Raw genomic sequence first — 22,663 nt, forward strand, 5'->3', positions numbered from 1 at the left:
TCATGAACATCAGGTCGTCGTTCGGAGTTCGCCGGCGACTCAAGCCTCAGGACCGCGTCGCGCCGACGAGGACAAAGGCCATTGTCACCGGGGTAGTGCTCTTGTTACGCCATGCGTGGCGGGTACCGCACTGGATGGCGACATCGCCCTGCCGAAGATAGATCTCCGCACCGTCGTCGAGTTCCAGCCAGATCTCGCCGTCGAGCACGATGTCGTAGTCGACGGTATCCGTCGTGTGCATGCCCGGAGCGTGCGGCTCGAACAGTTCGGCGAGCCCGGGAAGGTGCTGGCGCTGCTCCGCATCGGCGGCAACCGGATCGAAGGACGCGCTGGCCATGACGGTATCGGGAGGAAAGCGCACGATCATCAGACGCGTTTCGCCCCGGGCGGGGGGAATCATGATCGGCGGCAAGGTGGGGTCCGAGCCATCGAGCGGCAGGCTCAACTGCATCGTCGTTGCCCAACATACGGAGGTCATGAAGCCCGGCACCGACTGGTGCAGATGCGCGTTCGGAACCTCGCCATCGCTCACGAAAACGGACTTGCCGTCCCGGATGCCGGTCACCACGCGGCGTGGCAATCTGGCGCTCAAATCAGTCGACATAGACCAGCCCCTCCTCGAGCAGCTTGTGGCGCATCGCGTTCACGTCGAGGCTGAGTTCCCCGGCCGCATAGCGCTGGCGCTTCTCTTCCTCCATCCGTTCCCGGTGGCGCGCCTTCTCCAACACTTCCGCGGCGGTCTCTGCAGACACCACACAGACACCATCGTCATCGGCGACGATGACATCTCCCGGCCTAACGAGGCATCCGGCGCAAACGATCGGCACCTGCACGTCCGCCAATGTCTCCTTCACGGTTCCTTGCGCGGAAACCGACTTCGACCAGACTGGAAATCCCATCTCGGTAAGTGTGGCGATGTCGCGGACCCCCGCGTCGATGACGAGACCGCGGATGCCGCGGGCGGCCGCCGAGGTCGCCAGCAGATCGCCGAAATAACCGTCGTCGCACGGCGAGGTCGGGGTAACGACGAGAATGTCGCCCAGCCGGGCCTCTGCGAGTGCAACGTGGATCATCCAGTTGTCGCCTGGAGCCACTTCGCAGGTCAGCGCATTGCCGGCAATTTTCGCGGGGCGAAAGATCGGACGCAGATGGGAGCCGAGAAGCCCCTTTCTTCCCTGCGCCTCATGCACGGTGGCGACGCCGATCTCGCCGAGGCCTCGGACGATGTCGTCATCGGTCCGCCTCACGTTTCTCACCACTTTCGCCATGGAAACTCCTCCCTCGTCACCATTCTGTGGCGGCCGCTGCCGACCCTCTCGACGACTCCTCGGACACCATCTTAGATACCAGATAGTATCCAAATTCTATTCGGAATGTCAACAGTGAAATGGCATCTTTGGACTAAGGCGGAACGGAACGGGGCGCATCGCTGCGCCCCGATCACACGTCTTCGATTTCTTGTTCGATCAATGCTTCGGGGTCTTGCCTTCAAAGGAAATGGCTTCGCCGAGCGGCTGATAGGCTGTGCCATCGAACTGGAAGAGTTGGAGCGATTCGATCGGATAAACGTCTTCGCCGCTCTTTGTAGTCAGGGCGATACCTGGCAGCAGCAGATCCAGTTGGACGTGATCGAGGTTGCGAGCGGCCTCCATCACTGCTTCGCGAGTGGGCGCCTTCATGGATTCGAGCACTTTGACCAGCGCGTCGCCGATGGCGTAGCCGGACTGACCGAGCGCATCATCGGTCGAGAACTTTGATTGGGCGGCGGCATGGTCGGCGAGGTAGCGCTGTACGCCCTCATCGTCGCCGGGCGCTGTGGCATTCACCTGTTTCAGAAATTGGCTGGTGATGACGCCCTTGGCGTTTTCAAGGCCCGCCGGCTTCAGCGAAGCGATCGAGGCCGCGATGTTGGAGACGAGCGTCGTCGGTTTCCAGCCGCTTTCGGTTGCGAAGCGCACGGCTTCGGCGCCCTGCTTGGGGCCGGTGATGACGACGAGCGTATCGGCGCCGGACGCCTTCAGGGTGGAGAGCTGCGTCTCGACCGTAGGATCGGCCGAGGTCACCGGTTGGGCCGCCACGATGGAGACATTCGAACCGCTGATCGCGCCTTCCAAGGCCGACTGGAAAGTCTGCCCCGTTTCGGTATTGAGGAAAAGGAGCGCGATCTTCGCTTGCGGCATGTTGTCGAGCAGATACTTCGCAAAAATCGCGGCTTCGGTCGTAAAGGACGGAACGAAGCCCATCTCCCATTCCGGTCCGGCAAGTTCATGAACGCCGGAATACATGAAGAGGTTCGGGACGCCCCGCTGGGTTGTATAGCGGCCGATGGCCTGGTTGTTCGGCGTGCCCGCCGTCGCCACCAGGGCAAAGACTTCTTCTTTCTCGACGAGCTTGCGAGCGTTCGTCAAAGTGCGCTGCGGATCGAGACCATCGTCTTCGACGAGGAGTTCGATCTTGCGCGTCTTGCCGTCGGCCATCTTGATGCCGCCGGCAGAGTTGATCGGATCGATCCGCGTACGTATGCCATCGGCGATCGCGCCAAGAGCGGCCACCGGGCCGGTCAACGGCCCAGATATGCCGATTTTCACCGTATCGTTCGCGATCCCCGGCGACGTATCCTGGGCAAGTGCTGGCGCTGCGGCGAAGGCCGTGACGACGAGCGCCTGCATCGCGAGCGCGATTTTGGGTCGTGTAAGCGATTGCATATCATTCTCCTCCCTATTGTCCGGGCAAGATGCCGGGAACTCGTGATTGACGTCTTTTATTGATCCGGCGACGCAACGCCTTCAGGCCGTCTCCGATCGGAACCCCGGCGATGCCCTTCCGGGCCACTATCATCATGCCGATGAGACAGAGTCCGTAGATCAGGCCGCCAAGGGCGGGGTTGATGTCGGTCGTCCAACCAGGCACGAAGACGATGAAGACCGCGCCGATGAATGCCCCTGCCATGCTGGTGATGCCGCCGACGACGCCCCCGATCAGGATGTCGATCGATTTCATCGGCAGGAAAGACTGCGGGCTGATGAATCCATTCAGGATGCAGAACAAGCCGCCGCCAAGCCCTGCCAGCGCCGAGCTTGCGGCGAAGGCCGCGAGCCGCGCCTTGGTCAGACTGACGCCCAGCGCCTCGGCGATCAGTGGGTTGTCGCGCAGGGCCCGCATAAGGCGGCCCGTATCGCCGCGCAGCAGCCGGCTGAACAGCAAGACCGACACCGCGGCGCAGACAAGCGAGAGACCATACAGCCAGAGTTCCAGGCTGCCGGGGAACCACTGGGGCGCCATCGGCTGATCGGTGGCAAGTCCGGTGACGCCGCCAGTGATCCCGTCTGCCTTCAGGAGCAGTTGCGGAAAGGCGCTCGCCACGCCAAATGTGACGATCGCAAGCTGCAATCCCTGCAGGCGAAGCGCGGGAAGACCGATCAAGACACCGGTCAAGCTGGTGACGATCGCCGCGAAAGGCAGAGTCAGGAGCGGGTCCATTCCGAAGCTCACATTGAGGATGGCGGTCGTATAGGCGCCGATCCCGAACAGCGCTCCCTGGGCGAGGCAGATTTGGCCGCTGAAACCGAGCAGCAGGTTGAGACCGAGGACCGCGATGCCATACGAGACGGCGATACTGAACTCGAACAGCATGAAGTCTGGTGCGAAAATCGGGATTAAAAGGGCCGCGGCAACGACCAACGCCGCAGGCGCAGACCATGATTTCGGGATGTAGCTCATACTTTCACCACCGTGGCCGTGCCGAAGAGACCGGCAGGTCGAACGAGAAGGATCGCCAGCGTGACGGCGATCGGAATGACAACGCGCAGATCCGCGCCGATGAAGGGAAGGAATGTAGCGCCCAGGCTTTCCGCGACCCCGACGAGCAACCCACCGAGCACGGCCCCTAGCGGGCTGTCCCAGCCCCCAAGGGTCGCGGAGGCCAGCGCGTAGAGCAGGATCGACATCATCATTGTCGGGCTCAAGAAAAGTCGTGGGCCAACGAGTACAGCGGCTATGAACCCGATTGTGGCCGCGAAGCCCCAGCCAAGCATGAGCATCTTTTCGACCGGAATGCCGACCAGAAGGCTCTTTTCGCTGCTGTAGGCCGACGCACGCATGGCGAGCCCAAGACGTGTGAGGCGGAAGATCCCGCCGATAGCCGCCGCGAGGCAGCCCAGGACCAGCAGTATCCCGAGAACGCTCGCCGTCACGCGGACCCCAAGGATGTCCCAGCCGTCGCTAGGGAACATTGATGGAAAGGCCCGCTGATCGGCCCCCCACACCCATAGACACAGCGCCTGAAACGATACGAAGAGCCCGAGGGTCACCACGACGATTGCTTCGACCGGAGCTTTCGAGATCGGCCTGACCACCGCGCGGAAGACGAATATTCCGAGCAAGAACGAAGCGGCCCCGACTACCACGAAGGAGAGCGGTATCGGAACGCCCCATTCGCAGAGCTGCCATGCGCAATAGGCGGAGAACGTCGCCATCTCGCCCTGGCCGAAATTCACGATGTGGGTGGCGCGGAATATCAGTACGAGGGCAAGCGCAAGAGACGCATAGATGGCGCCGGAAGCAAGGCCGTCGATGATCAGTTGGAAAAAGAGTTCCACTCTCAAACCCCCAGGTAGGATTGTTGCACGGCCTCGTCGCTCAGGAGATCGCTTGCCTTGCCGTTGAGCGTTATCTCACCGGCTTCCATCACATAGGCGGTGTCCGCAAACTGGAGCGTGAGGTCCGCATTCTGCTCGACGATCAGCAGCGTCATGCCGTGCTCCTGATTGAGCTGCCGGAATATCTCGAAGATTTCCTGGGTTATGGCTGGTGCGAGACCAAGGGATGGCTCGTCGCACAGCAGAAGCTTCGGTCGCGACATGAGCGCGCGCGCCAACGCCAGCATCTGTTGTTCGCCGCCGCTGAGGCTGCCGGCAAGCTGCCGGCGGCGCTCCGCCAGGCGAGGAAAGGCCTCGTACCAGCGCTCCATGTCCTGGGCGATCTGCCGCTTGCTACCCGCGGTATACGCTCCTGCGGCCAGGTTCTCTTCGACGGTGAACTCGGCAAAGGTGCCACGCCCCTGGGGAACATGCGCAAGTCCGAGCTCCACGCGCCGGGCTGCGCTGCACTGACGCAAATCCGTGCCGGCGAATTTAATGACGCCCCGCGACGGGATCAGCCCGGACAAGGCACGCAGCGTCGTTGTCTTGCCGGCTCCATTGGCGCCGAGCAGTGCCACGATCGTTCCCCGCTCGACAGCGAAATCGATGTTGCGCAGAACATCCGCTACGCCATACCCGGCATGAAGCCCCTGGACGGTAAGAATGGTCATCGGGATTTTCCCAGATAGGCGTTGATGACGGCCGGGTTGGCCCTCACTTCCTCTGGTTTCCCGCTCGCGAGATTTTGGCCCAGATGGAAGACCTCGACGCGGTCGCACAATCCCATGACAAGGCCCATATGGTGTTCGATCAGGAGGACAGTCACGCCGTAAGTTTCCCGGACGCGGGCAACCATGTCGCCGAACTCCGCCACCTCACCGTGCGTGAGCCCGCCGGCCGGCTCGTCGAGCAGGAGCAGAGCGGGTCGGGATGCCAGGGCGCGGGCTATCTCTATGCGTTTCTGGGTCGCATAGGGCAGGGACCCGGCGAGCACGTTTGCAACGTCGCCGAGACCTAGATCGGCGAGAACGTCTGCGCACCGCGCCTTAAGCTCCTGCTCGATCCGCCGCGAGCGCCCAGGACGCAACAAAGCGTCAATGAAGCGCCCGCCACTGAAGTGGTGAGCGCCCAGCATGACGTTTTCGAGCACTGTCATGCCTGCGTAGATCCCGAGATTCTGAAACGTCCGGGCGATCCCCATCCGGATGATCTGACGGGGAGGCAGCGGCTCGAGCGCCTGGCCGTTGAGGCGGATGGCGCCCGCCGTCACGGTGTTCAGCCGGGTGATGCAGTTGAAAAGCGTGGTCTTGCCGGCGCCATTGGGGCCGATCAGCCCGCAGATTTCGCCCTCGCGCACATTGAGCGAGACGCCTCGCAGCGCATGAATACCGCCAAACCGGACGTCGACTTTGTCGACGGCAAGCACGGGGCTGTTTTCCTCTGCGGCCTGCACAGCCATCCTCTCCTCCCTCGGCCTGTCGAAGGCCTGCTTCCCGCTACTGTCGCGCTCTCCTCAAACCGCATGTTGACAGCATCGTCTCATCAAGATACCGTATAGTATCTGAAATCCAGATGGTATGTCAACTCCGGCTTTAGCGAATCGGAAAATTGGCAGGCTTCGGAGCCGGGTATTCGGCGGATGCACGGGGCGAGGACTCCCGCCGTGACATCTGAATGGGAGCAGGGCTGGACGGGTGTCGCTTGGCATCCGCGGCCGCGAGGAGGAGGAAAAGAGATGAATGCAGGCCAAAGCGATTTGACGGGTGGGAACCTCTATCGAGATCCTTACCCGGTCTATGCCCGTTTGCGGCGCGAGGCTCCCATATGCCTTTTCGACAGCACGCAGGAGTGGCTGGTGACGCGCTGGGAGGATTGCCAGACGGTTGGAGCCAAGGAGGCCCTTTTCGGCCCTTCCGGCAGCCACGATAGGCCAGAAGCCCGCGTCATGGGCATGCCGAACGTTTTGACCATGTCGGGTGAAGATCATGCCTGCCTGCGGCAGGGGATCGACGCCAACCTCACGATGGAATCGGTGGCCGGCTATGTGGACGGCCTCGCCCGCCCGATCGTGCTGCGTTACATCGATGTCATTCTTTCAAAGGGTTCGGCGAACCTGACGAGCGAACTCTTCGAGCCGATCAGCGTCCGCACGATCGCGACTGTCATCGGCCTGGAAGAAGTCGACGACGACACACTCACCAGGTGGTTCCACTCGCTGAACGGTGGTTTGCAGAACGTTACGAACGATCCCGCCATCTGGGCCGCGTGTGACAATGCGCGTATGGAAATCGACGCGGTCCTGCGGCCGATCGTCGAGCGTGTCACGAGCAACCCTGACAGGACGCTGATCTCCCACGTGGTTCATAGCGGCATGCCGAAAGGCAAAGCCCGCACTTTTGAGGAGATCATGCCGACGATGCGCGTGATCCTGCTCGGAGGATTGCAGGAGCCCGGACACGGCGCGGCGAACGCGGCCTACGGCCTTCTTCTTGACGAGAACCAGGCGCGGGCGGTGGCAGCCGACCCGCATGGTCTCGCACAGCGCGCCTTTGACGAAGGATTGCGGTGGATCGCGCCGATCGGAGTAACGCCGCGGCTGGCCGCCCAGGAATTCGAGCTGGCGGGAACGACCCTACCGAAGGGGGCTTCCGTCGCCATCATTCTCGCTTCAGCCAACCGAGACGAAAAGCGCTACATCGATCCTGAGCTTTTTCAGCTTGATCGCCCTCGAAAGCAGCACGTCGCATTTGGATATCGGCCGCATTTCTGCTCGGGCATCTTCCTGACCAGGGCGATCGGAAAGATCGCCCTGGAGGAAGCCTTCAAGTCTCTTAAAAATTTGCGGCTGAGTACTGAACGAGAAGTCCAGATCAAGGGCTGGCGTTTCCGCGGCGTCATGGATCTTCCCGCGCTGTGGGACGCGTAAACGTAACCATGAGGTCAAGCCAAGACTGGCGACCACAACCTAAGACATTGGAGATGACATGATCGACCTTCGCACGGCGCCTTACGCCATCCTTGCATTGCGCGTGACAGTTGGGCTGCTGTTCCTCGCGCACGGGGCTTTGAAGCTGTTTGTCTTCACGCCCGCGGGCACGGCGCAGTTTTTCGCGAGCCTCGGGCTGCCGCCGGCGCTCGCATATCTGACCATTGCAGTCGAATTGGCTGGAGGCATCGCGCTGGTATTGGGATTCTTCGCGCGCGCCGCCGCCTTGGCGCTTGTTCCGATCCTGCTTGGGGCAATTGCCACGGTCCACGGATCGGCCGGCTTCTTTTTCACCAACCCCAACGGCGGGTGGGAGTTTCTCGCTTTGTGGATCGCAGCACTGTTTACGATTGCGCTGGCCGGCGACGGGGCCTTGGCGCTTCGTCCTACCCTCGCGAACCCCGTCCGCGAATAGCTTCCTGGGATTGGTTGGCTGCGTGCGCACCAGGCGCGCGGGACCCACAATATTCTCGCGGCAGCGAGCTGGCCGGCGGCAGCCACTGTCGCCGCGTCGAAAGGAGATAAGCTATGATCATTGATTGTCACGGCCACTACACGACGGAACCGGAAGCTCACCATACCTTCCGGAAAGCACAGATAGAATATGCGGACAACCGCGCGCGCGGCAAACCGGCCTATTCGAGCATCAGCGATGACGAAATCAAGGAAACGATCATCGGCAACCAGCTTCGGCTGCAGCGAGAACGCGGGGCGGATCTCACCATCTTCTCCCCACGCGCCGCGGGCATGGGGCATCACATCGGGGATGAAGCGATCAGCCTGGAATGGGCGCAGCTTTCCAACGATCTGATCGCGCGCATCACGACCCTCTTCCCCCAAAATTTCGTGGGGGTCTGCCAGTTGCCGCAGTCGCCCGGCGTTTCGATCGCCAACGCCATTGATGAACTCGAGCGTTGCGTCACCGGGCTCGGCTTTGTCGGTTGCAATCTCAATCCCGACCCTTCGGGTGGGCATTGGACAGCCCCGCCGCTGACCGATCGGTCGTGGTATCCGTTCTACGAGAAGCTCGTGGAACTCGACGTGCCCGCCATGATCCATGTCTCCGGGTCATGCAACGCCTGTTTCCACACAACCGGCGCGCACTACATCAATGCCGATACGACAGCGTTCATGCAGCTTCTGCAGGGCGATCTGTTCCGCGATTTTCCTACCCTGCGGCTCGTGATTCCCCATGGCGGCGGTGCGGTGCCTTATCATTGGGGGCGTTATCGCGGACTTGCCGCGATGCTGCAGAAGCCGGAATTGCGCCAACATCTGATGAGCAATGTCTTTTTCGATACCTGCGTTTACCACCAAGCCGGCATCGACCTGCTCTTCAGGGTTACCGACATCGACAATATTCTGTTTGGATCGGAAATGTTCGGGGCCGTGCGCGGCATAGACCCGGAGACGCAGTATTCGTTCGACGACACGAAGCGCTATATCGACACGCTCCCGCTGTCCGACGAGGCGAGGTTTAAGGTCTTCGAGGGCAATGCGCGCCGCGTTTATCCGCGACTGAACACCCTGCTCGGTACAGGTGGTTCTTGATCCTCCGGGTTTGGCCCCGAGCTGGTGCGACTGGCCGAAAACAACTCCTGTAAGTGGTGGCTACCGGCGACTTGACCCTACCAGTCAAGACGCTGCTGATGGCGGTAAAGGGCAGCGGTCGAAGTTTTCCGTGGTCGGCATCCAACTACCCGCAACGCTCACGACGCGCGCGTGCTACAGGTTCTTCGATACCTTTTCTTTCCGATCGACGCCGTAGGCCTCATACATCGAGGTGAGCGCCACATTGACCAGTTCGCCAACCGAAGGGCCGTTCGTGAAACTCGACGCTGCCCCATAAGTCAGCTCGAACACTATTCCGCCAAGCGTCACGGGCTCAGCCGGCGCCTTTCCTTCCGGGAAAAGCCGCAGCAGTATCTTTCCGAGCCCTTCCCACTGCGCGCGGAACAGATTGGAGTGGCGCTCCCCGAAAGTCGCGTCGCGCCGGGCACGCCGGAACAGCTCGAGGGCAAGCATGCCCAGGCTCGGATCCGAAGCCCGTTCGTTTGACCATTCGCTGAGTTCCCTGATCAGCGCGCGTCCGTCGCTGATGCCCCCCAAGAGCTTCTGAAGCTCTACGACGTCCTCCCCAGAATGGGTCTCCAGCAGATACAGGAAGATGTCTTCCTTACCCACAAAGTTGGAATAGAAAGCGCCCTTGCTATAGCCTGCTTCCTCGGCGATGCGCTCGACGGTCGCTCCTTCATATCCATCGCGGGCCACAACCTCGCGCGCGGACGCAAGCAGTCGTGCCCGCGTCTGCGCCTGACTCTGTTCGCGTGTCAGCCGAGCCATTCTTCCTTCTCCCCGCTTGACAACGAATTTGGATACCGAGGCGTATCTTGTAACTTGACCGTCGTTAATCAAGTGTTGAAAGGACGCAGACCGCGGCCCAGAACACCATGAATTCGGGGCCCTGTTTCTGCCACCGCCAATTCCAGCCGTTTATCTTGACGACCGCGTAGCTCGCCCCCAGCAGCACCCAAACCGCCAGCGCCGCGGCCAGCCTGGGGTAAATGTTCAAGACCAGGCCAGCGCCCGCGATCAGCTCGACGATGATCGTGGCTATCACGAACAAGCGAGCAGGATGAAAACCGGCCTTGGCAAAAGTCGCCGAAGCCGGTCCGATATTTCTCATCTTCCCCAAGCAATGCGGGAGAAACCAAACGCCGCAGAGTATTTGAAGGGCAGCCATCGGCTCCAGTAGAAGCTCCATTTGAAGTCGCTCCAGCTAGGCGTTGATGAAGCTGTCGTCGAAGGTGGCCGCCGCCAGATCCCGTTGACTGGCCTTGAGAAGACCAGCCTTGATCATCAAATCCAATGTGGTAGCAAAGGCGCCCTGTGGAATTTCGAGAGACCGGGCGAAGACGGCTTTTCCACGCATATAGTCGAGAGAGCGTTGCGCATAAATTTCGTCCGTCTGCACGACCTCCATGACGATGGGGCGCGCGATGGTCGCATCATTCGAGGCGTCGTACAGCAATTCCGTCGCTTCACGCAGACTTGCGAGCAGCGCCAACACCTCGCTCCTATGGCTCCGGGCCCAGTCGCGATCGCCAATGAGTGCGGTGAAGGCGATGTGCGGAATGTAATCGCTGACTTCGCCAAGGTCGGTATAACCGGCGTCCACGCCGATGAAATTCAGCGGCGCGAGCTGCACGGCGGCATCGATTGTCCCTTCCTGCAGTGCCTTCCACCGGGCCGGGTGTACTCCCACGACCGAGAACTCGTAGTCGCCGGGATAGTTGAGGCCATGGCGCGAAAGCATTTCTCGAGTGTAGATGGCGGTGCCTTCGGTCATGGAGGATGTTCCAAGGCGTTTCCCCCTTAATTCCTCGATGGTCTTGAAGCGCGGATTGGCGATCAGCGTCAGCGGCAGGCGGTTTACATTGCCGGCGAGAATGAAAAGAGAGCCGCCCGCGACCGTGTCGGAAATGGCACCTTCGGGCGGCGTGATGGCCAGGTCTGCCCCGCCTGCTTTCACAGCCGAGGTTGCCTTCTCAACGCTGCCGGTTCTCTTCAGGGAAACCTTTAGGCCGTGCCTGGCAAAGATGCCCTGCCTTTCCGCGACATAGACCGGAAGCCAGTTGAAGCCGAGGGCTCCGCCCGCCAGCACAATTTCCTTCAATGCGGTGTCCTGCCTGGTCTGCTCTTTGATCATTTCAATCCTCCCAATTCCAAGGCGCGCAAGCACCCTGACGCCGCGACGCCGCGGCCTTTAGCGCTGATGTCCTGATCCAGCCTTGCCAGAAACGTGGCCGGTCGAAACTTCCTGGAAATCGCATATTGCAATTTCAGATACCAGTTAGTATCTACAGACCGACACGAACGTCAAGAGGAAACGCAACTCGGCGTGCCGAGTGGAGGAAAGGGAGAGAGAACGTGACCGAATGGATGCGCGCGGCGCGAATGCATGCCGTTGGACAGCCGATGACGATAGACAGGGTGGAGTTGCCGACAGCCCGCGGCACAGACGTCGTCGTCGAGATCAAGGCCTGTGGAATGGTTCCGAACCTCGGCAACGTGCTCGCAAACTGGCCCAGCTGGTGTCCGCACCTGCCGCTCCCCCAGTTGCCCGCAATTTTTGGGCTGGACCCGGCAGGCGTCATTTCGGAGGTAGGCGATCAGGTGATCGGCCTGTCGCCAGGGGACAGGGTCTATGTGAGCCCGGTCCGTTCCTGCGGCGCATGCCCCGCCTGCCATTCAGGCCAAAGAACCAAGTGCGGACACTTCACGTTCAATGGTTATTTCGGATTTCAGGAAAACTCCCAGACTCTCTACGACATGTACCCGCATGGCGGCTTCTGTGAGTATATGCGAGCGCCGCAATATGCGATCGTGAAGATCCCCGACAACATGACCTTCCATCAGGCCACGCGCCTCGGCTACATGGGAACCGCCTATTCCGCGTTAAAAAAATGCGGCGTGGTTTCCGGCAAGTCCATGCTGATCAACGGCTGCTCCGGAACCCTCGGTCTCGGCGCGCTGCTTTTTGCCCTTGCAATGGGAGTGACGCGCATATTCGGCATCGGCCGAAACATGGCTCTGCTCGAGCGCGTCAAGGCGCTGGCGCCCCACCGGATCGAAGTCTTTTCGACCGATAACGGTTCGATCTCCGAGTGGGTCCGGTCCCGGACGAACGGCGAGGGTTGTAATCTGATGCTCGACACGCTGGGCGCGGTCGCTTCGCTGGAAGTCCTGGACGATGCGATGCATGCCGTAAAGCGGGGAGGGCGCATCGTGAACATCGGCGGCACCGTGGGCAAGCTGCCGATTGACGTCAAGTGGCTCATGGACGAGCAGATGGAATTTATCGGTTCCGTCTGGTTCACCACCGCCGAAGGCTACGAGATAGCCGAAATGGTTCGCAGCGGAACCATCGATCTTTCCATACTCGAATACGAGGTCTCGCCTTTGGAAAGGATCAATGAGGCCATTTCCGGCATCTCGAGCGGGCGCGGCGGCTTCACCAGTTATCTGATCGAACCCTGAGGGAACGTGCTTGTCAAAGGCCGCCATATTTCGGCGGCCTTTGACCCTCCGGTAGCATGGACGCCCGGAACGCTCGCCGTGCATGCGCAAGCGGCCGTCCTGCCATTCCACATTTGTTGCGCTGTCGTGGATCCGCTCGGAAACCCAAGCCTGAGCCACGAATGGGCTGTAGATCTGCCGTTTCTCTCCGCCGTCGGGCCATAGATCCTGTCGGCCAAGCGGTCAAGCTGCCGCGCTGAATTGTCGTGCCACTCATTGACAGCAGGCGCGCGACTGGAGTGATGAAAGAATCTGCCGTGCGCGAACAGCCAAGGCACTCCAGAGATGATCGAAAACGCCAGTCCGCATTTGCAAACCTCCAGTGGAAGTTTCGATCTCCTTCTGCGCAGGGCCCGGCTCGCGTCGGGTCTCGTTCTGATGGTTTTCCTGACGATGCACCTGGGCAACCACGCACTCAACCTCATCTCCCTCAAAGCTGCCGAGGAAGCCCGGCCCTTATTTCTGGCCGTCTGGCGCAACCCGCTCGGCACGGCTCTCCTCTACGGCTCGGTCCTGGTTCACGTGGCTCTGACGCTTGCCGCGCTTTACAGGCGGCGTACGCTTGCAATGCCGGCGCGCGAACTGGCGCAAATCCTGTTGGGCCTGACGATTCCGCTACTGATCGTCGAGCATGTCGTCGGCACCCGTGTTCTCGATGAGCTGTTTGAAATCGATCACACCTATGAAGCGGTGGTGCGCGCGCTATGGATCTCGCATCCATTGGCCGGCGCTCGCCAAACAATAGCGCTGTTGGTGATCTGGACGCATGGCTGCCTCGGTCTATTTTTCTGGCTTCGCTACCGCCGTTGGTATCCGCGGGCGGCGCCTTGGCTGCTGATCGCGGCGGTGCTGGTTCCGACGCTCGCTCTGCTCGGCTTCGCCCATGCCGGTCAGGAAGTTTCAGCGATGGAGCGGCCTTCATCCTTCATGGACCCAAACATTGCCGCGGCGACCGCCAACACTCAGGGCCGCATCGACCGCGCCATTTATCTCGGCTTTACGGCGCTCGTCGCGACGGTTCTGGCGGCGCGCGTCGTGCGTGACCGGCTCGAACGACGTAGCCTCATCGAAATCCGCTACGCTGACGGCCACCGCGTGCGGGTGCCGAAAGGTTACAGCGTGCTCGAGGCAAGCCGGCTTGGCGGGATACCCCATTACGCCGTGTGCGGCGGCCGCGGCCGCTGCTCGACCTGCCGGGTCTGCGTGATCGAAGGCCTGTCCGGGCAGACCGCCCCCGGGCCAATCGAAACCGAGACCTTGCGCAGGATCGGCGCGGGCGAGGATGTGCGGCTCGCTTGTCAGTTGCGGCCCGTCCGCGGCCTTGTCGTCTCTCCATTGCTTGCGCCCTCGCGACGGAGCGAAAGACCTCTTTCGATGCCATCCGCCGATCCTGGGCACGAGCAGGTGCTCGCGGTGATGTTCTGCGACATGCGCGGCTTTACCGCCCTTTCCGACCGCCGCCTGCCTTACGACGTCGTATTCCTGCTCAACCGCTATTTCGCGATTATAGGCGAGGCCGTCGAAACCGCCGGCGGGCGGGTCGATAAGTTCATCGGCGACGGGGCGCTCGCCATCTTTGGGCTCGAGAACTCGCCCGACATGGCCTGCAGGCAGGCTCTCGCCGCCGCGCGCGCGATCCTTGCCAATGTGCATCAGCTCGGCGAGGAGCTGTCGGGCGAGTTGCAGGGGCAGCTCAAGGTAGCGATCGGCATCCATGTCGGCCCTGCGATTGTAGGCTCCATGGGCTACGGCGCGGCAATCGGCCTGACTGCCGTCGGCGACACCGTCAACATCGGAAGTCGCCTTGAGAGCGCGGCCAAGGATCTCGATGCCGAGATCGTGATTTCGGAAGCAGCGGCGCGACGCTCAAGGCTCGATTTCTCCGGATTCGAGCTGCGCGAACTGGAGATCCGCGGGCGCGCCAAGCCGTTGCGCGTTCGCGTCCTGCCACCAGGCGCGGTCGTGCCCGCCTGATGTTTCTTACGCGCCCGGCGCGGGCAAATTCTTCAGCTGGACGATGAACTCGCGCATGGCGCCCCGAAGCGGGTCGAATAGCGCATTGGTCTTTTCCCGGAGCATCACTTCGCTGAGCAGCTTCAACCCCACCGCTACCGCCGCTGCGGCGTCGGGTCCAAGGCCGGAACTGGCCCCGATGCGTTCGACGATGGCGATAATGTCGTCATGGTTCACATGCTGGAAACTGAGTTCCGCGGGCTCGCGCGGCGGTAGTCCGTCCCGGCCGCGCAGGAGGTTGAGAGACACTTCATAGGTATAGCCGACTGACGCCATTTATCACGTTCCTCTGACTGGTTTCTGCTTCACGGGGCGGCGATATGCCTTGTCCGCATCGAGCCCCTTCAACACCGCGTCGACATGCGGCTCGATCGCCTCTCGTTCGCCCAGTCGCCTGGTCAAAAGATGGAACCAACTCATGGCCACCAATTGAGCGACGGCGATATCCACGCCAGGACCGTCGCGAAGCTCGCCCCGGGCGACCGCGCGGTCGAACACGAGCCGCACAAACGCGCTCCGGCGGGGTATGAACCTGTTTCGCAACTCATCCAGAGTGGCTGCGTCCAGTTGGGCCTCCGCGATGACACTGCGCAGCGCCTCGCCGGCCCAGCTGTCGTCCCACCACGTCCAGAGCCCGCGAAGCCTCGAGATCAGATCGCCGCGTAGCGAGCCGGTGTCGGTTCCCGCCAGCGCCGCTTCGTTGGCATCTTCATAGACCTCCATGATCAGCGCCGCCTTGTTGCGCCACCAGCGATAGATCGTGGGCTTGCTCGAATTCGCCCGCCTGGCAAGTGCCTCCATGCTGAAGCCGGTATATCCCACCTCATCGAGGATATCGGCTGCGGCGGCGAGAATCGCCCGATGCGTTTCAGGGCTCCGCACCGCGCCGATGGACTTTCGCGCGCGTGGCGGATGCCTGCCTGCGGCTGCGGTGCGGGCTGGCTTTTGAGCGGCATCTTGCATGGATTCACAATCCGGCTGGCGGGCAGACGCGTTCAACGCAGGTGAGCAGAGATGCGTAAGGGAACGCAACAAGAATGCCCGGGGGCGGCAGGCGCCTGACCAACCTCAGCAATCGGATAACCCGCGTTGTAGACAGATAGCGCCATTCCGACTCCATAGACACCAGCAGTGTCGTTTATAAACACCAACGGTTTCGATAGCAATCGTGTTAGCAGCGAGATGAGCCAGATTGTGTGCGTTTTTTTCCCACAAAAAGCGGCGCCACGCTAATGGTGGTTCCCACTTAACGTCAGTTCACGGCTGGGCGAGAGAGGTCCGCAGTAAAGGCGGCAGCGCGACATTCACGGCATCCCAGCTAAATGTCGGCTCATGGCGCACACGCGCCGTCGGAGAGCTGGTGAGTTAGGTCTCCTTCCCACCCTGAGGGGGCTAACGGCCCCGGAAGCAAGCGTCAGATTTTGACCACTAGCAGCAATCAGGCAAAAACTGCCCAATCCGTCGGCGATGCGATGATTTTCGCGTCACTCGTGCGAACGCTCGAAGCCGCGCAGCTCCACAAATGCCGGGCATTTGGCGCAACTCGGCTTTGGCATGCTCCTTGCTTCGTTGATGGCGTGCAGAGCGTCTAGGGTTCCGGCCGCAACACTGCGGTGCTGGTCCAAGAGATGCGACCGCCAGGGATGCACTGAGGCATCCGGCGGAACACGGCGGGCCAAAATCCCGGGAGAACCCTGCACGGGTTTGCTGGCGCGAACCTCTCCCGGATGCGCGCTCCGTAAGCCCCAACATAAAGTCCGGTCGCAATCCGGATCGCGAACAGGGGTACGCAATGCTTCGCAAGCTGGCCGCAATCATCCTAGCCGCATCACTCAGCCTTCCCATCGTTTCCGCCGCCGACGCGGCGCCCAAGAAAGACTTCAAGATATGCTGGTCGATCTATGTCGGCTGGATGCCGTGGGGCTATCTCTCCGACAGCGGCATCATGAAGAAATGGGCTGAAAAAAACGGCATCAATGTCGAGATCACCCGCATCAACGACTATGTCGAAAGCATCAACCAGTATACGGCCGGCGGTTTCGACGGCTGTTCGATGACCAACATGGACGCGCTGTCGATCCCCGCAGGCGGCGGCGTCGACACCACCGCCTTGATCATCGGCGACTTCTCCAACGGCAACGATGCGGTGATCCTCAAGGACAAGGCCGCGCTCGCCGACATTGCCGGCCAGAAGGTCAATCTCGTCGAGCTCTCCGTCTCCCATTACCTGCTGGCGCGGGCACTGGACACGGTCAAGCTCGCCGAGAAGGACATCACCGTCGTCAACACGTCCGACGCCGACATGGTCGCCGCCTACGGCACCAGCGACGTCACCTCGGTCGTTACCTGGAACCCGCTGGTTTCCGAGATCGTCGCCATGCCGGGTGCGCAGAAGGTTTTCGATTCCTCGCAGATTCCCGGTGAGATCATCGACTTGATGGTCGTCAACACCGAGACGCTGAGGGACAATCCGGCGCTGGGTAAGGCGCTTGTCGGCGCGTGGTACGAAGCGATGGACCTGATGACCTCCGACACGCCGGAAGGCAAGGCAGCCAAGGAGGAGATGGCCAAGGCGTCCGGCACCGACCTCGCCGGCTTCGACGCGCAGCTCGCTTCGACGGCAATGTTCTTCGACCCCGCCAAGGCGGTCGAGTTCACCAACGGCACCGAATTGCCGAAGACGATGGATCTGGTCCGCAACTTCCTGTTCAGCCACGGCATTCTCGGCACCAACGCGACGAGTGTCGACATGGTCGGCATGAGCTTTCCCGACGGATCCACGCTGGGCGACGCCAAGAACGTCAAGCTGCGTTTCGATCCAGCCTTCATGGCCGAGGCCGCAACCGCAACGCCCTGACGCGACATGCTGGTCAAGGGAGTGAGTGCCAGGGATGAAGCCTCCGAGACGGCCGGGGAGGGCACCACGCGCCCTTCCCGGCCACGGCCGAAGGTGCGCCTTCGCAGGATCAATGCGAAGGTCTCGCGCGGCGGCGCCTTGTTCCTCGGCGGCTTGCCGTTCCTGTTCGTGGCGATCGCCTATCTCATCGCCTCGGCGCAACGACTGGCCATCAATCCCAGCGACAAACTGCTGCCTTCGCCGGCACAGATGTGGTCTGCCTTTCTTGACCTTGCGACGGTTCCGGACAAGCGCTCGGGCGACCTTATCCTGTGGATCGACACCTATGCCAGTCTCCTCAGGCTGTTCGCGGGCGTGGGTGTGGCCACGTTCGCCGCGCTTTCACTCGGCATCGCCATCGGCTTCATCCCGCGGGTGCGGGCCTTCCTGCTGCCGTTCGTCACCGTCGTTTGCGTTATCCCACCGCTGGCGCTGCTGCCGATCCTGTTCATCGCGCTCGGCCTCGGCGAAACGGCCAAGATCACACTGATCGCCGTCGGCGTCGCGCCGGTGATGGTGCGCGACATCGCCAACCGGGTGATGGAGTTGCCACCAGAGTTGGTGGCCAAGGCGCAAACACTTGGCGGCAACAGCTGGACCATGGTCTTGCGGCTGGTGCTGCCGCAAGTCATGCCGCGCCTCATCACTTGCGTGCGGCTGGCACTCGGGCCGGCCTGGCTTTTCCTGATCGCCGCCGAAGCCATCGCCTCGACCGAAGGGCTGGGTTACCGCATCTTCCTCGTCCGCCGCTATCTCTCGATGGACGTCATCCTGCCCTATGTCGCCTGGATCACGCTGCTTGCCGTCATCACCGACTGGCTGCTGGTGCGGCTTTCCCAAGCGATGTCCCCTTGGGCGCACCCGGTGGAGGCCAGATGAGCCGCATCGTCGTTCACGGGCTGGAGAAGAGTTATGGCGATGCCCGGGTGCTCGAGCGGGTCAACGTCACCGCCGAGGCCGGCGAATTCCTGTCGCTGGTCGGCGCCAGCGGCTGCGGAAAATCGACGTTCCTGCGCATTCTGCTCGGCCAGGAGCAGCAGAGCAGCGGTGTCGTCATCGTCGGCGATGGCCCGATCGTGCCCGAGCCGACGCCGCAGCGCGGCATCGTCTTTCAGCGCTATTCGGTGTTTCCGCATCTGACCGCCATGCAGAACCTGCTGCTGGTCGAAGACTTTCGCTCGGGCGGGCCGTTTGGCCGCGTCTTCGGCGCCAGGCGCAGAAAGGCCAGGCAAGAGGCCGAAGCCATGCTGGCGCGGGTCGGGCTTGCTCATGCGCGCGACCTCTATCCCGCATCGCTCTCCGGCGGCATGCAGCAGCGGCTGGCGATTGCGCAGACCTTGCTCGGCCGTCCGCAGATCCTGCTTCTCGACGAACCGTTCGGGGCGCTCGATCCCGGCATCCGCGTCGAGATGCACGACCTGCTGACCGAGCTCTGGACCGAGCACGGCATGACGGTGGTGATGGTCACCCACGATATCGGCGAGGCCTTCAAGCTCGGCACCCGCGTGCTGGTCTTCGACAAGGTGCGCCACGATCCGCAGTTCCCGTCCGCTTACGGCGCGACGATCACCTACGATCTGAAGCTCGATCGCAAGACCCGGGCTTCCTCTCATCACTTGGCCAAGGTGGCCGCGATGGTCGGGGCGACCCGGCCGGATTCAGCAATGGCGACGACGGCGTCGTAACGGAGAGTTTGAATGTCCAGAAATATCCCCGAACGCAGCCACCGCCGTGCAGGGCTCGTCGCCCGGGCGGCCAGGGAACGCTTTCACCACCCGGATTTCGACGCACGCGGCACGCAGGGCTGGAAATCGATCGAGGCCGAGGGCAAGCTGCCGGAAAGCGGCTGGCGCAAGGAGCAGCAATGGGCGCTCGACATGGGCCTGCCGGGATCGGAGTCGATCGTCGACAAGTCGATCCCGACATTCGCACGCGGCGAGCTGCCGCACTTCGCCGGCATCAACACCTTTCTCAAGGCGCCCTATGTCGAGAATGTCCGCGATGTCGGCAAGTATGATGCTGCCGTCATCGGCATCCCTTTCGACAGCGGCACCACCTACCGGCCCGGAACCCGCTTCGGGCCGCAAGGCATTCGTCGCATCTCGGCGCTCTACACGCCGTACAATTACGAGCTCGGCGTCGATTTGCGCGAGCAGATGACGCTGTGCGACGCCGGCGACGTCTTCACCATTCCCGCCAACCTCGAAAAGAGCTTCGACCAGATCACCAAGGGCGTCAGCCATGTCGCCTCGTCCGGCGCGTTGCCGATCATGCTGGGCGGCGACCATTCGATAGGCTTCCCTTGCGTGCGCGGCATCGCCGACGTGACCTCGAAACGCATCGGCATCATCCATTTCGACCGCCATATCGACATCCAGGAAAAGGATCTCGACGAGCGCATGCACACCACGCCCTGGTACTGGGCGACCAACCTGCCGAACGTCTCGGCGACCAATCTCGTGCAGCTCGGCATCGGCGGCTGGCAGGTTCCCCGCTACGGCGTCGCCGAGGCGAGGAAACGCGGCACCAACGTGCTGACCATTGCCGACATCGAGCAGATGGGCCTCGAGAAGGCGGCGGAAATCGCGCTCGAACTCGCATGGAAAGACACCGACGCCGTCTACATCTCCTTCGACGTCGACAGCCTCGATTGCGGCTTCGTGCCCGGCACGGGCTGGCCTGAGCCAGGCGGCTTCCTGCCGCGCGAGGCGCTCAAGCTTCTGGGATTGGTGACGGCACCCGGCATTTGCGGACTGGAAGTGGTCGAGGTTTCGCCGCCTTACGACACGTCGGACATTACGGCGCTGTTCGGTGTGCGGGTCGTCGTCGAGGCGCTCGGCTCGATGGTCGCCCACGGTAATCTCGGCAAGCACAAATCCATCATCGACAAACCGGCGAGTTTTTAACCATGCACGATGATCACCACCACAGTCACGATCATGGCGATGGCCATCATCATCACGGGCCGAACGGCCATCATGACCATCCGCACGTCCTCGGCCACAACGGGCCCGCGGGCAAGCCGCTGCAATGGCAGACGCCGCATCTGCCGGACCAGGCTCACGAGCCGCCGGCCGATCCAGCGACGGTCGACCTCGACCTTGTTGAAACCGCCTTCCTCGAAGGCTTTGCACGGGCGCCGGACCCATCCAGCTTTCTGCGCCTGGCCGGCATACCCTTTGTCGGCGAGACGGCGGACGGCGTGCGGCTTCATCTCTTGCGCGTCGAAACCGAGGATCTGGTCGACGTCGGCGCGGTCATGCCGCTCGTCGGCGGCACCGGCGTCGCCTATCACCCGCTGCCGGCGCGCCTGACATCGCACCGCCGCCGCCTCGCTTTCATCTATCACGATGGCAATGAGCAAAAGCCGCTCGGCTTCGCCGCGGCGCGCGCCCTTGCAGACCGTTCCGCCGCTTCGCAATTCGCCGTTCCCGGCCACTGAAACCAGAACCCGTCACTCTCATCGAACAGGTACAACCATGAAAACATTTGCAAGACTTGGCATCCTTTCAGCCCTCGCCGCCGTCACACCGTCGCTGGCGTTTGCCCATAGCGGCGGCGCTCACATCCATGGCTTTTTCGCCGGCCTCGAACATCCGCTCCTCGGCATGGACCATCTGCTTGCCATGATCGCGGTCGGCATCATTGGCGCTCGCGCCGGCGGGCGCAGTATTGTCCTTGTCCCCCTGGCCTTTGTCTCGGCCATGGTCGCCGGAGCCTTGCTCGGCATGACCGGCATCGGCCTGCCTTCCCTTGAAGCGGCCATCGCGCTGTCGCTTGTGGTCTTCGGCGCCATGGTCGGTCTTGCCAGGCCGCTGCCGCTGGCCGCCGCGGCGGCATTGACGGCCCTGTTCGGCCTCTTTCACGGCAACGCCCACGGCCTTGAGGTTCCCGAGAGCGCCGGCGGCATCGCCTACGCCGCTGGTTTCATGCTCGGCTCGTCGATGCTGCATGCGATCGGCATTCTGTCCGCTGTCAAGCTGGCTGGTTGGCCGATGACGGTCCGCACCGCGGGGGTCGCCACCTCGCTGGTTGGAATGGCCATGGCGGCCCAAACTTTCTGAGTGTGGCGATCAAGCGCAGGCAGTCGGCAAACAGAACTGGAATGCAGATGAGCCAGAAATTGTCGATGAGGCTGCGGCGCATTCGCGATTTGCTGTACCAGATCCTGAAGATCCGTGCCGAGCGGCTTTGAAGGGCGCGGTTATCGCGTCCCTCCGGTCGAAATGAGCGTCAGAACTCGAGCGCCTGCCTGAGCGCCGGACCGCTCCTGATGCGCAGATCGAGGTCGGCCTCGATATGGTCGATGTGGTGCAGCATCAGTGCGCTGGCGCGTTCGGAATTGCCATTTTCCAGCGCCTCCAGGATATTCATGTGCTCGCTATGGCCGCAGCTCGAGACGCCCGAGCGGCCATAGAGCGCGATCACCAGCGATGAACGCGCGACCAGTTCTTCCATGAAGCGCTGGAGGATGATGTTTCCGGCGACCGACGCCAGCAGCAGGTGAAAATCGCCCGAAGCCTTGATCTCCGATCGTCTTGCGCTCGGTCCGCGTTCGGCAATGAAGCGGCCTTCTTCCTCGAGCTGCGCCTTGAAGGCAACGACATGCGCCGACGTCATCCGCCCGGCCGCGGCGATTGCGATGCCGGGTTCGATGAGCCTGCGCGAAGCAAAGACCTGGCGCGCTTCCTCCGGCGACGGATTGGCGACGAAGGCGCCGCGGTTGCGCTCGGTCCGCACCAATCCCTCAAAGGAAAGCATCTGTAGCGCCGCGCGCGCCACGGTGCGGCTGACATCGAACAAAGTGCCGACCTCGCCTTCCGACAGCTTGGTTCCGGGCGCCAGCCGACGATCGACGATCGCGTCGCGCAATTGGTCGCGGATCGTCTGGGCGCGATCCTCGTTGGCACTGTCGACAGCAGGGAAAGTCTGGTCGGCTATATTCATGATGGTAGTCCCTGCACCCCTTCTACCCTGAATCGGGTCGCGTGCACGAGGGCCAAAGTGAATACGATGTCAGAAAAGATTGCATACGATTTTTGCGAGAAT

The 22,663-nt window shown here is 62.1% G+C and carries 24 protein-coding genes and 1 riboswitch; of the genes, 10 read left to right on the top strand and 14 right to left on the bottom strand.

The features are described 5' to 3' along the window. Positions 1–46: 46 nt before the first annotated feature. The 7 genes from BQ8482_RS07355 to BQ8482_RS07385 form a co-directional block, all read right to left on the bottom strand. On the bottom strand, positions 47–604 hold the full coding sequence (locus tag BQ8482_RS07355; RefSeq protein ID WP_123146855.1) for a cupin domain-containing protein: 558 nt from the start codon (positions 602–604) through the stop codon (positions 47–49). Next, positions 594–1,268, bottom strand: a complete 675-nt coding sequence (locus tag BQ8482_RS07360; RefSeq protein WP_123146856.1) for a 4-carboxy-4-hydroxy-2-oxoadipate aldolase/oxaloacetate decarboxylase — start codon at positions 1,266–1,268, stop codon at positions 594–596. The genes BQ8482_RS07355 and BQ8482_RS07360 overlap by 11 nt, the downstream gene beginning before the upstream one ends. 198 nt (positions 1,269–1,466) lie before the next feature. Then, complete coding sequence (locus BQ8482_RS07365) at positions 1,467–2,705, bottom strand: ABC transporter substrate-binding protein (RefSeq protein WP_123146857.1); 1,239 nt, start codon at positions 2,703–2,705, stop codon at positions 1,467–1,469. A 13-nt stretch (positions 2,706–2,718) separates the two neighbouring features. Continuing rightward, on the bottom strand, positions 2,719–3,720 hold the full coding sequence (locus BQ8482_RS07370; protein ID WP_123146858.1) for a branched-chain amino acid ABC transporter permease: 1,002 nt from the start codon (positions 3,718–3,720) through the stop codon (positions 2,719–2,721). Beyond that, a complete protein-coding gene (locus tag BQ8482_RS07375) occupies positions 3,717–4,598 on the bottom strand; it encodes a branched-chain amino acid ABC transporter permease (protein WP_123146859.1) in 882 nt (293 codons plus the stop codon). The genes BQ8482_RS07370 and BQ8482_RS07375 overlap by 4 nt, the downstream gene beginning before the upstream one ends. A gap of 2 nt (positions 4,599–4,600) precedes the next feature. Then, entirely contained in the window at positions 4,601–5,311 is a 711-nt protein-coding gene (locus BQ8482_RS07380) for an ABC transporter ATP-binding protein (protein WP_123146860.1), read from the bottom strand. After that, the gene (locus BQ8482_RS07385; protein ID WP_123146861.1) at positions 5,308–6,099 is read right to left on the bottom strand and encodes an ABC transporter ATP-binding protein; all 792 of its coding nucleotides are present in this window, start codon (positions 6,097–6,099) and stop codon (positions 5,308–5,310) included. The genes BQ8482_RS07380 and BQ8482_RS07385 overlap by 4 nt, the downstream gene beginning before the upstream one ends. Positions 6,100–6,495: 396 nt before the next feature. Between BQ8482_RS07385 and BQ8482_RS07390 the strand changes: the two genes are divergently transcribed. From BQ8482_RS07390 to BQ8482_RS07400, 3 genes are all read left to right on the top strand, one after another. Next, complete coding sequence (locus tag BQ8482_RS07390) at positions 6,496–7,566, top strand: cytochrome P450 (protein WP_244602650.1); 1,071 nt, start codon at positions 6,496–6,498, stop codon at positions 7,564–7,566. 58 nt (positions 7,567–7,624) lie between these two features. After that, on the top strand, positions 7,625–8,041 hold the full coding sequence (locus BQ8482_RS07395; RefSeq protein WP_123146863.1) for a DoxX family protein: 417 nt from the start codon (positions 7,625–7,627) through the stop codon (positions 8,039–8,041). A gap of 113 nt (positions 8,042–8,154) precedes the next feature. Further along, positions 8,155–9,177 (top strand): amidohydrolase family protein, encoded by a 1,023-nt coding sequence (locus BQ8482_RS07400; RefSeq protein ID WP_123146864.1) that lies wholly within the window; start codon positions 8,155–8,157, stop codon positions 9,175–9,177. Positions 9,178–9,351: 174 nt separating this feature from the next. Here the strand turns inward: BQ8482_RS07400 and BQ8482_RS07405 are convergent, their stop codons facing one another. The 3 genes from BQ8482_RS07405 to BQ8482_RS07415 form a co-directional block, all read right to left on the bottom strand. After that, positions 9,352–9,969, bottom strand: a complete 618-nt coding sequence (locus BQ8482_RS07405) for a TetR/AcrR family transcriptional regulator (RefSeq protein WP_123146865.1) — start codon at positions 9,967–9,969, stop codon at positions 9,352–9,354. Between the two features lie 64 nt (positions 9,970–10,033). Next, positions 10,034–10,390: a DoxX family protein gene (locus tag BQ8482_RS07410; RefSeq protein WP_123146866.1), complete on the bottom strand. Its 357-nt coding sequence runs from the start codon at positions 10,388–10,390 to the stop codon at positions 10,034–10,036. A 15-nt stretch (positions 10,391–10,405) separates the two neighbouring features. Beyond that, entirely contained in the window at positions 10,406–11,335 is a 930-nt protein-coding gene (locus BQ8482_RS07415) for an ABC transporter substrate-binding protein (protein ID WP_123146867.1), read from the bottom strand. Between the two features lie 221 nt (positions 11,336–11,556). Here BQ8482_RS07415 and BQ8482_RS07420 point away from each other — a divergent pair, with 221 nt between their 5' ends. Both BQ8482_RS07420 and BQ8482_RS07425 read left to right on the top strand, forming a co-directional pair. Continuing rightward, positions 11,557–12,666, top strand: coding sequence for an alcohol dehydrogenase catalytic domain-containing protein (locus BQ8482_RS07420; protein ID WP_123146868.1), 1,110 nt, complete (start codon positions 11,557–11,559; stop codon positions 12,664–12,666). Positions 12,667–12,990: 324 nt separating this feature from the next. Next, positions 12,991–14,679 (top strand): adenylate/guanylate cyclase domain-containing protein, encoded by a 1,689-nt coding sequence (locus BQ8482_RS07425; RefSeq protein WP_123146869.1) that lies wholly within the window; start codon positions 12,991–12,993, stop codon positions 14,677–14,679. Positions 14,680–14,685: 6 nt separating this feature from the next. Here BQ8482_RS07425 and BQ8482_RS07430 read toward each other — a convergent pair whose 3' ends face one another. Together BQ8482_RS07430 and BQ8482_RS07435 are read right to left on the bottom strand one after the other, a co-directional pair. Continuing rightward, a complete protein-coding gene (locus BQ8482_RS07430) occupies positions 14,686–14,994 on the bottom strand; it encodes a DUF3861 domain-containing protein (protein WP_123146870.1) in 309 nt (102 codons plus the stop codon). A gap of 3 nt (positions 14,995–14,997) precedes the next feature. Continuing rightward, on the bottom strand, positions 14,998–15,681 hold the full coding sequence (locus BQ8482_RS07435; protein WP_123146871.1) for a TetR/AcrR family transcriptional regulator: 684 nt from the start codon (positions 15,679–15,681) through the stop codon (positions 14,998–15,000). A 614-nt stretch (positions 15,682–16,295) separates the two neighbouring features. Next, positions 16,296–16,410: riboswitch (guanidine-I (ykkC/yxkD leader) on the top strand. A 100-nt stretch (positions 16,411–16,510) separates the two neighbouring features. Here BQ8482_RS07435 and BQ8482_RS07440 point away from each other — a divergent pair. The 4 genes from BQ8482_RS07440 (at position 16,511) to BQ8482_RS07455 (ending at position 20,520) form a co-directional block, all read left to right on the top strand. Beyond that, positions 16,511–17,575 (top strand): putative urea ABC transporter substrate-binding protein, encoded by a 1,065-nt coding sequence (locus BQ8482_RS07440; RefSeq protein ID WP_123146872.1) that lies wholly within the window; start codon positions 16,511–16,513, stop codon positions 17,573–17,575. A gap of 93 nt (positions 17,576–17,668) precedes the next feature. Beyond that, positions 17,669–18,493, top strand: coding sequence for an ABC transporter permease (locus tag BQ8482_RS07445; RefSeq protein ID WP_123147447.1), 825 nt, complete (start codon positions 17,669–17,671; stop codon positions 18,491–18,493). Further along, the gene (locus BQ8482_RS07450; RefSeq protein WP_123146873.1) at positions 18,490–19,299 is read left to right on the top strand and encodes an ABC transporter ATP-binding protein; all 810 of its coding nucleotides are present in this window, start codon (positions 18,490–18,492) and stop codon (positions 19,297–19,299) included. The genes BQ8482_RS07445 and BQ8482_RS07450 overlap by 4 nt, the downstream gene beginning before the upstream one ends. A 12-nt stretch (positions 19,300–19,311) precedes the next feature. Beyond that, positions 19,312–20,520 (top strand): agmatinase family protein, encoded by a 1,209-nt coding sequence (locus BQ8482_RS07455; RefSeq protein ID WP_123146874.1) that lies wholly within the window; start codon positions 19,312–19,314, stop codon positions 20,518–20,520. Here the strand turns inward: BQ8482_RS07455 and BQ8482_RS38035 are convergent. After that, positions 20,517–21,053: a hypothetical protein gene (locus BQ8482_RS38035; protein WP_165848449.1), complete on the bottom strand. Its 537-nt coding sequence runs from the start codon at positions 21,051–21,053 to the stop codon at positions 20,517–20,519. The genes BQ8482_RS07455 and BQ8482_RS38035 overlap by 4 nt on opposite strands. Before the next feature lie 40 nt (positions 21,054–21,093). Between BQ8482_RS38035 and BQ8482_RS07465 the strand changes: the two genes are divergently transcribed. Further along, the gene (locus BQ8482_RS07465) at positions 21,094–21,678 is read left to right on the top strand and encodes a HupE/UreJ family protein (RefSeq protein ID WP_165848450.1); all 585 of its coding nucleotides are present in this window, start codon (positions 21,094–21,096) and stop codon (positions 21,676–21,678) included. Positions 21,679–21,847: 169 nt separating this feature from the next. Here BQ8482_RS07465 and BQ8482_RS07470 read toward each other — a convergent pair whose 3' ends face one another. Continuing rightward, positions 21,848–22,561 carry a GntR family transcriptional regulator gene (locus tag BQ8482_RS07470; protein ID WP_123146877.1) on the bottom strand — a complete coding sequence of 238 codons (714 nt, stop codon included), beginning with the start codon at positions 22,559–22,561 and terminating at the stop codon, positions 21,848–21,850. Positions 22,562–22,663: the final 102 nt, after the last annotated feature.

Source organism: Mesorhizobium delmotii, assembly GCF_900149755.1.
GTDB classification, from domain to species: Bacteria; Pseudomonadota; Alphaproteobacteria; order Rhizobiales; family Rhizobiaceae; genus Mesorhizobium; species Mesorhizobium delmotii.

What these genes read in the sequence shown, in the direction of transcription:
- BQ8482_RS07435 (WP_123146871.1), bottom strand. Translation starts at nt 15,681, where the DNA reads ATGCAAGATGCCGCTCAAAAGCCAGCCCGCACCGCAGCCGCAGGCAGG.
- BQ8482_RS07410 (WP_123146866.1), bottom strand. Translation starts at nt 10,390, where the DNA reads ATGGAGCTTCTACTGGAGCCGATGGCTGCCCTTCAAATACTCTGCGGC.
- BQ8482_RS07465 (WP_165848450.1), top strand. Translation starts at nt 21,094, where the DNA reads ATGAAAACATTTGCAAGACTTGGCATCCTTTCAGCCCTCGCCGCCGTC.
- BQ8482_RS07385 (WP_123146861.1), bottom strand. Translation starts at nt 6,099, where the DNA reads ATGGCTGTGCAGGCCGCAGAGGAAAACAGCCCCGTGCTTGCCGTCGAC.
- BQ8482_RS07470 (WP_123146877.1), bottom strand. Translation starts at nt 22,561, where the DNA reads ATGAATATAGCCGACCAGACTTTCCCTGCTGTCGACAGTGCCAACGAG.
- BQ8482_RS07425 (WP_123146869.1), top strand. Translation starts at nt 12,991, where the DNA reads ATGATCGAAAACGCCAGTCCGCATTTGCAAACCTCCAGTGGAAGTTTC.
- BQ8482_RS07400 (WP_123146864.1), top strand. Translation starts at nt 8,155, where the DNA reads ATGATCATTGATTGTCACGGCCACTACACGACGGAACCGGAAGCTCAC.
- BQ8482_RS07355 (WP_123146855.1), bottom strand. Translation starts at nt 604, where the DNA reads ATGTCGACTGATTTGAGCGCCAGATTGCCACGCCGCGTGGTGACCGGC.
- BQ8482_RS07360 (WP_123146856.1), bottom strand. Translation starts at nt 1,268, where the DNA reads ATGGCGAAAGTGGTGAGAAACGTGAGGCGGACCGATGACGACATCGTC.
- BQ8482_RS07415 (WP_123146867.1), bottom strand. Translation starts at nt 11,335, where the DNA reads ATGATCAAAGAGCAGACCAGGCAGGACACCGCATTGAAGGAAATTGTG.
- BQ8482_RS07380 (WP_123146860.1), bottom strand. Translation starts at nt 5,311, where the DNA reads ATGACCATTCTTACCGTCCAGGGGCTTCATGCCGGGTATGGCGTAGCG.
- BQ8482_RS07365 (WP_123146857.1), bottom strand. Translation starts at nt 2,705, where the DNA reads ATGCAATCGCTTACACGACCCAAAATCGCGCTCGCGATGCAGGCGCTC.
- BQ8482_RS07455 (WP_123146874.1), top strand. Translation starts at nt 19,312, where the DNA reads ATGTCCAGAAATATCCCCGAACGCAGCCACCGCCGTGCAGGGCTCGTC.
- BQ8482_RS07450 (WP_123146873.1), top strand. Translation starts at nt 18,490, where the DNA reads ATGAGCCGCATCGTCGTTCACGGGCTGGAGAAGAGTTATGGCGATGCC.
- BQ8482_RS07370 (WP_123146858.1), bottom strand. Translation starts at nt 3,720, where the DNA reads ATGAGCTACATCCCGAAATCATGGTCTGCGCCTGCGGCGTTGGTCGTT.
- BQ8482_RS07440 (WP_123146872.1), top strand. Translation starts at nt 16,511, where the DNA reads ATGCTTCGCAAGCTGGCCGCAATCATCCTAGCCGCATCACTCAGCCTT.
- BQ8482_RS07430 (WP_123146870.1), bottom strand. Translation starts at nt 14,994, where the DNA reads ATGGCGTCAGTCGGCTATACCTATGAAGTGTCTCTCAACCTCCTGCGC.
- BQ8482_RS07405 (WP_123146865.1), bottom strand. Translation starts at nt 9,969, where the DNA reads ATGGCTCGGCTGACACGCGAACAGAGTCAGGCGCAGACGCGGGCACGA.
- BQ8482_RS07395 (WP_123146863.1), top strand. Translation starts at nt 7,625, where the DNA reads ATGATCGACCTTCGCACGGCGCCTTACGCCATCCTTGCATTGCGCGTG.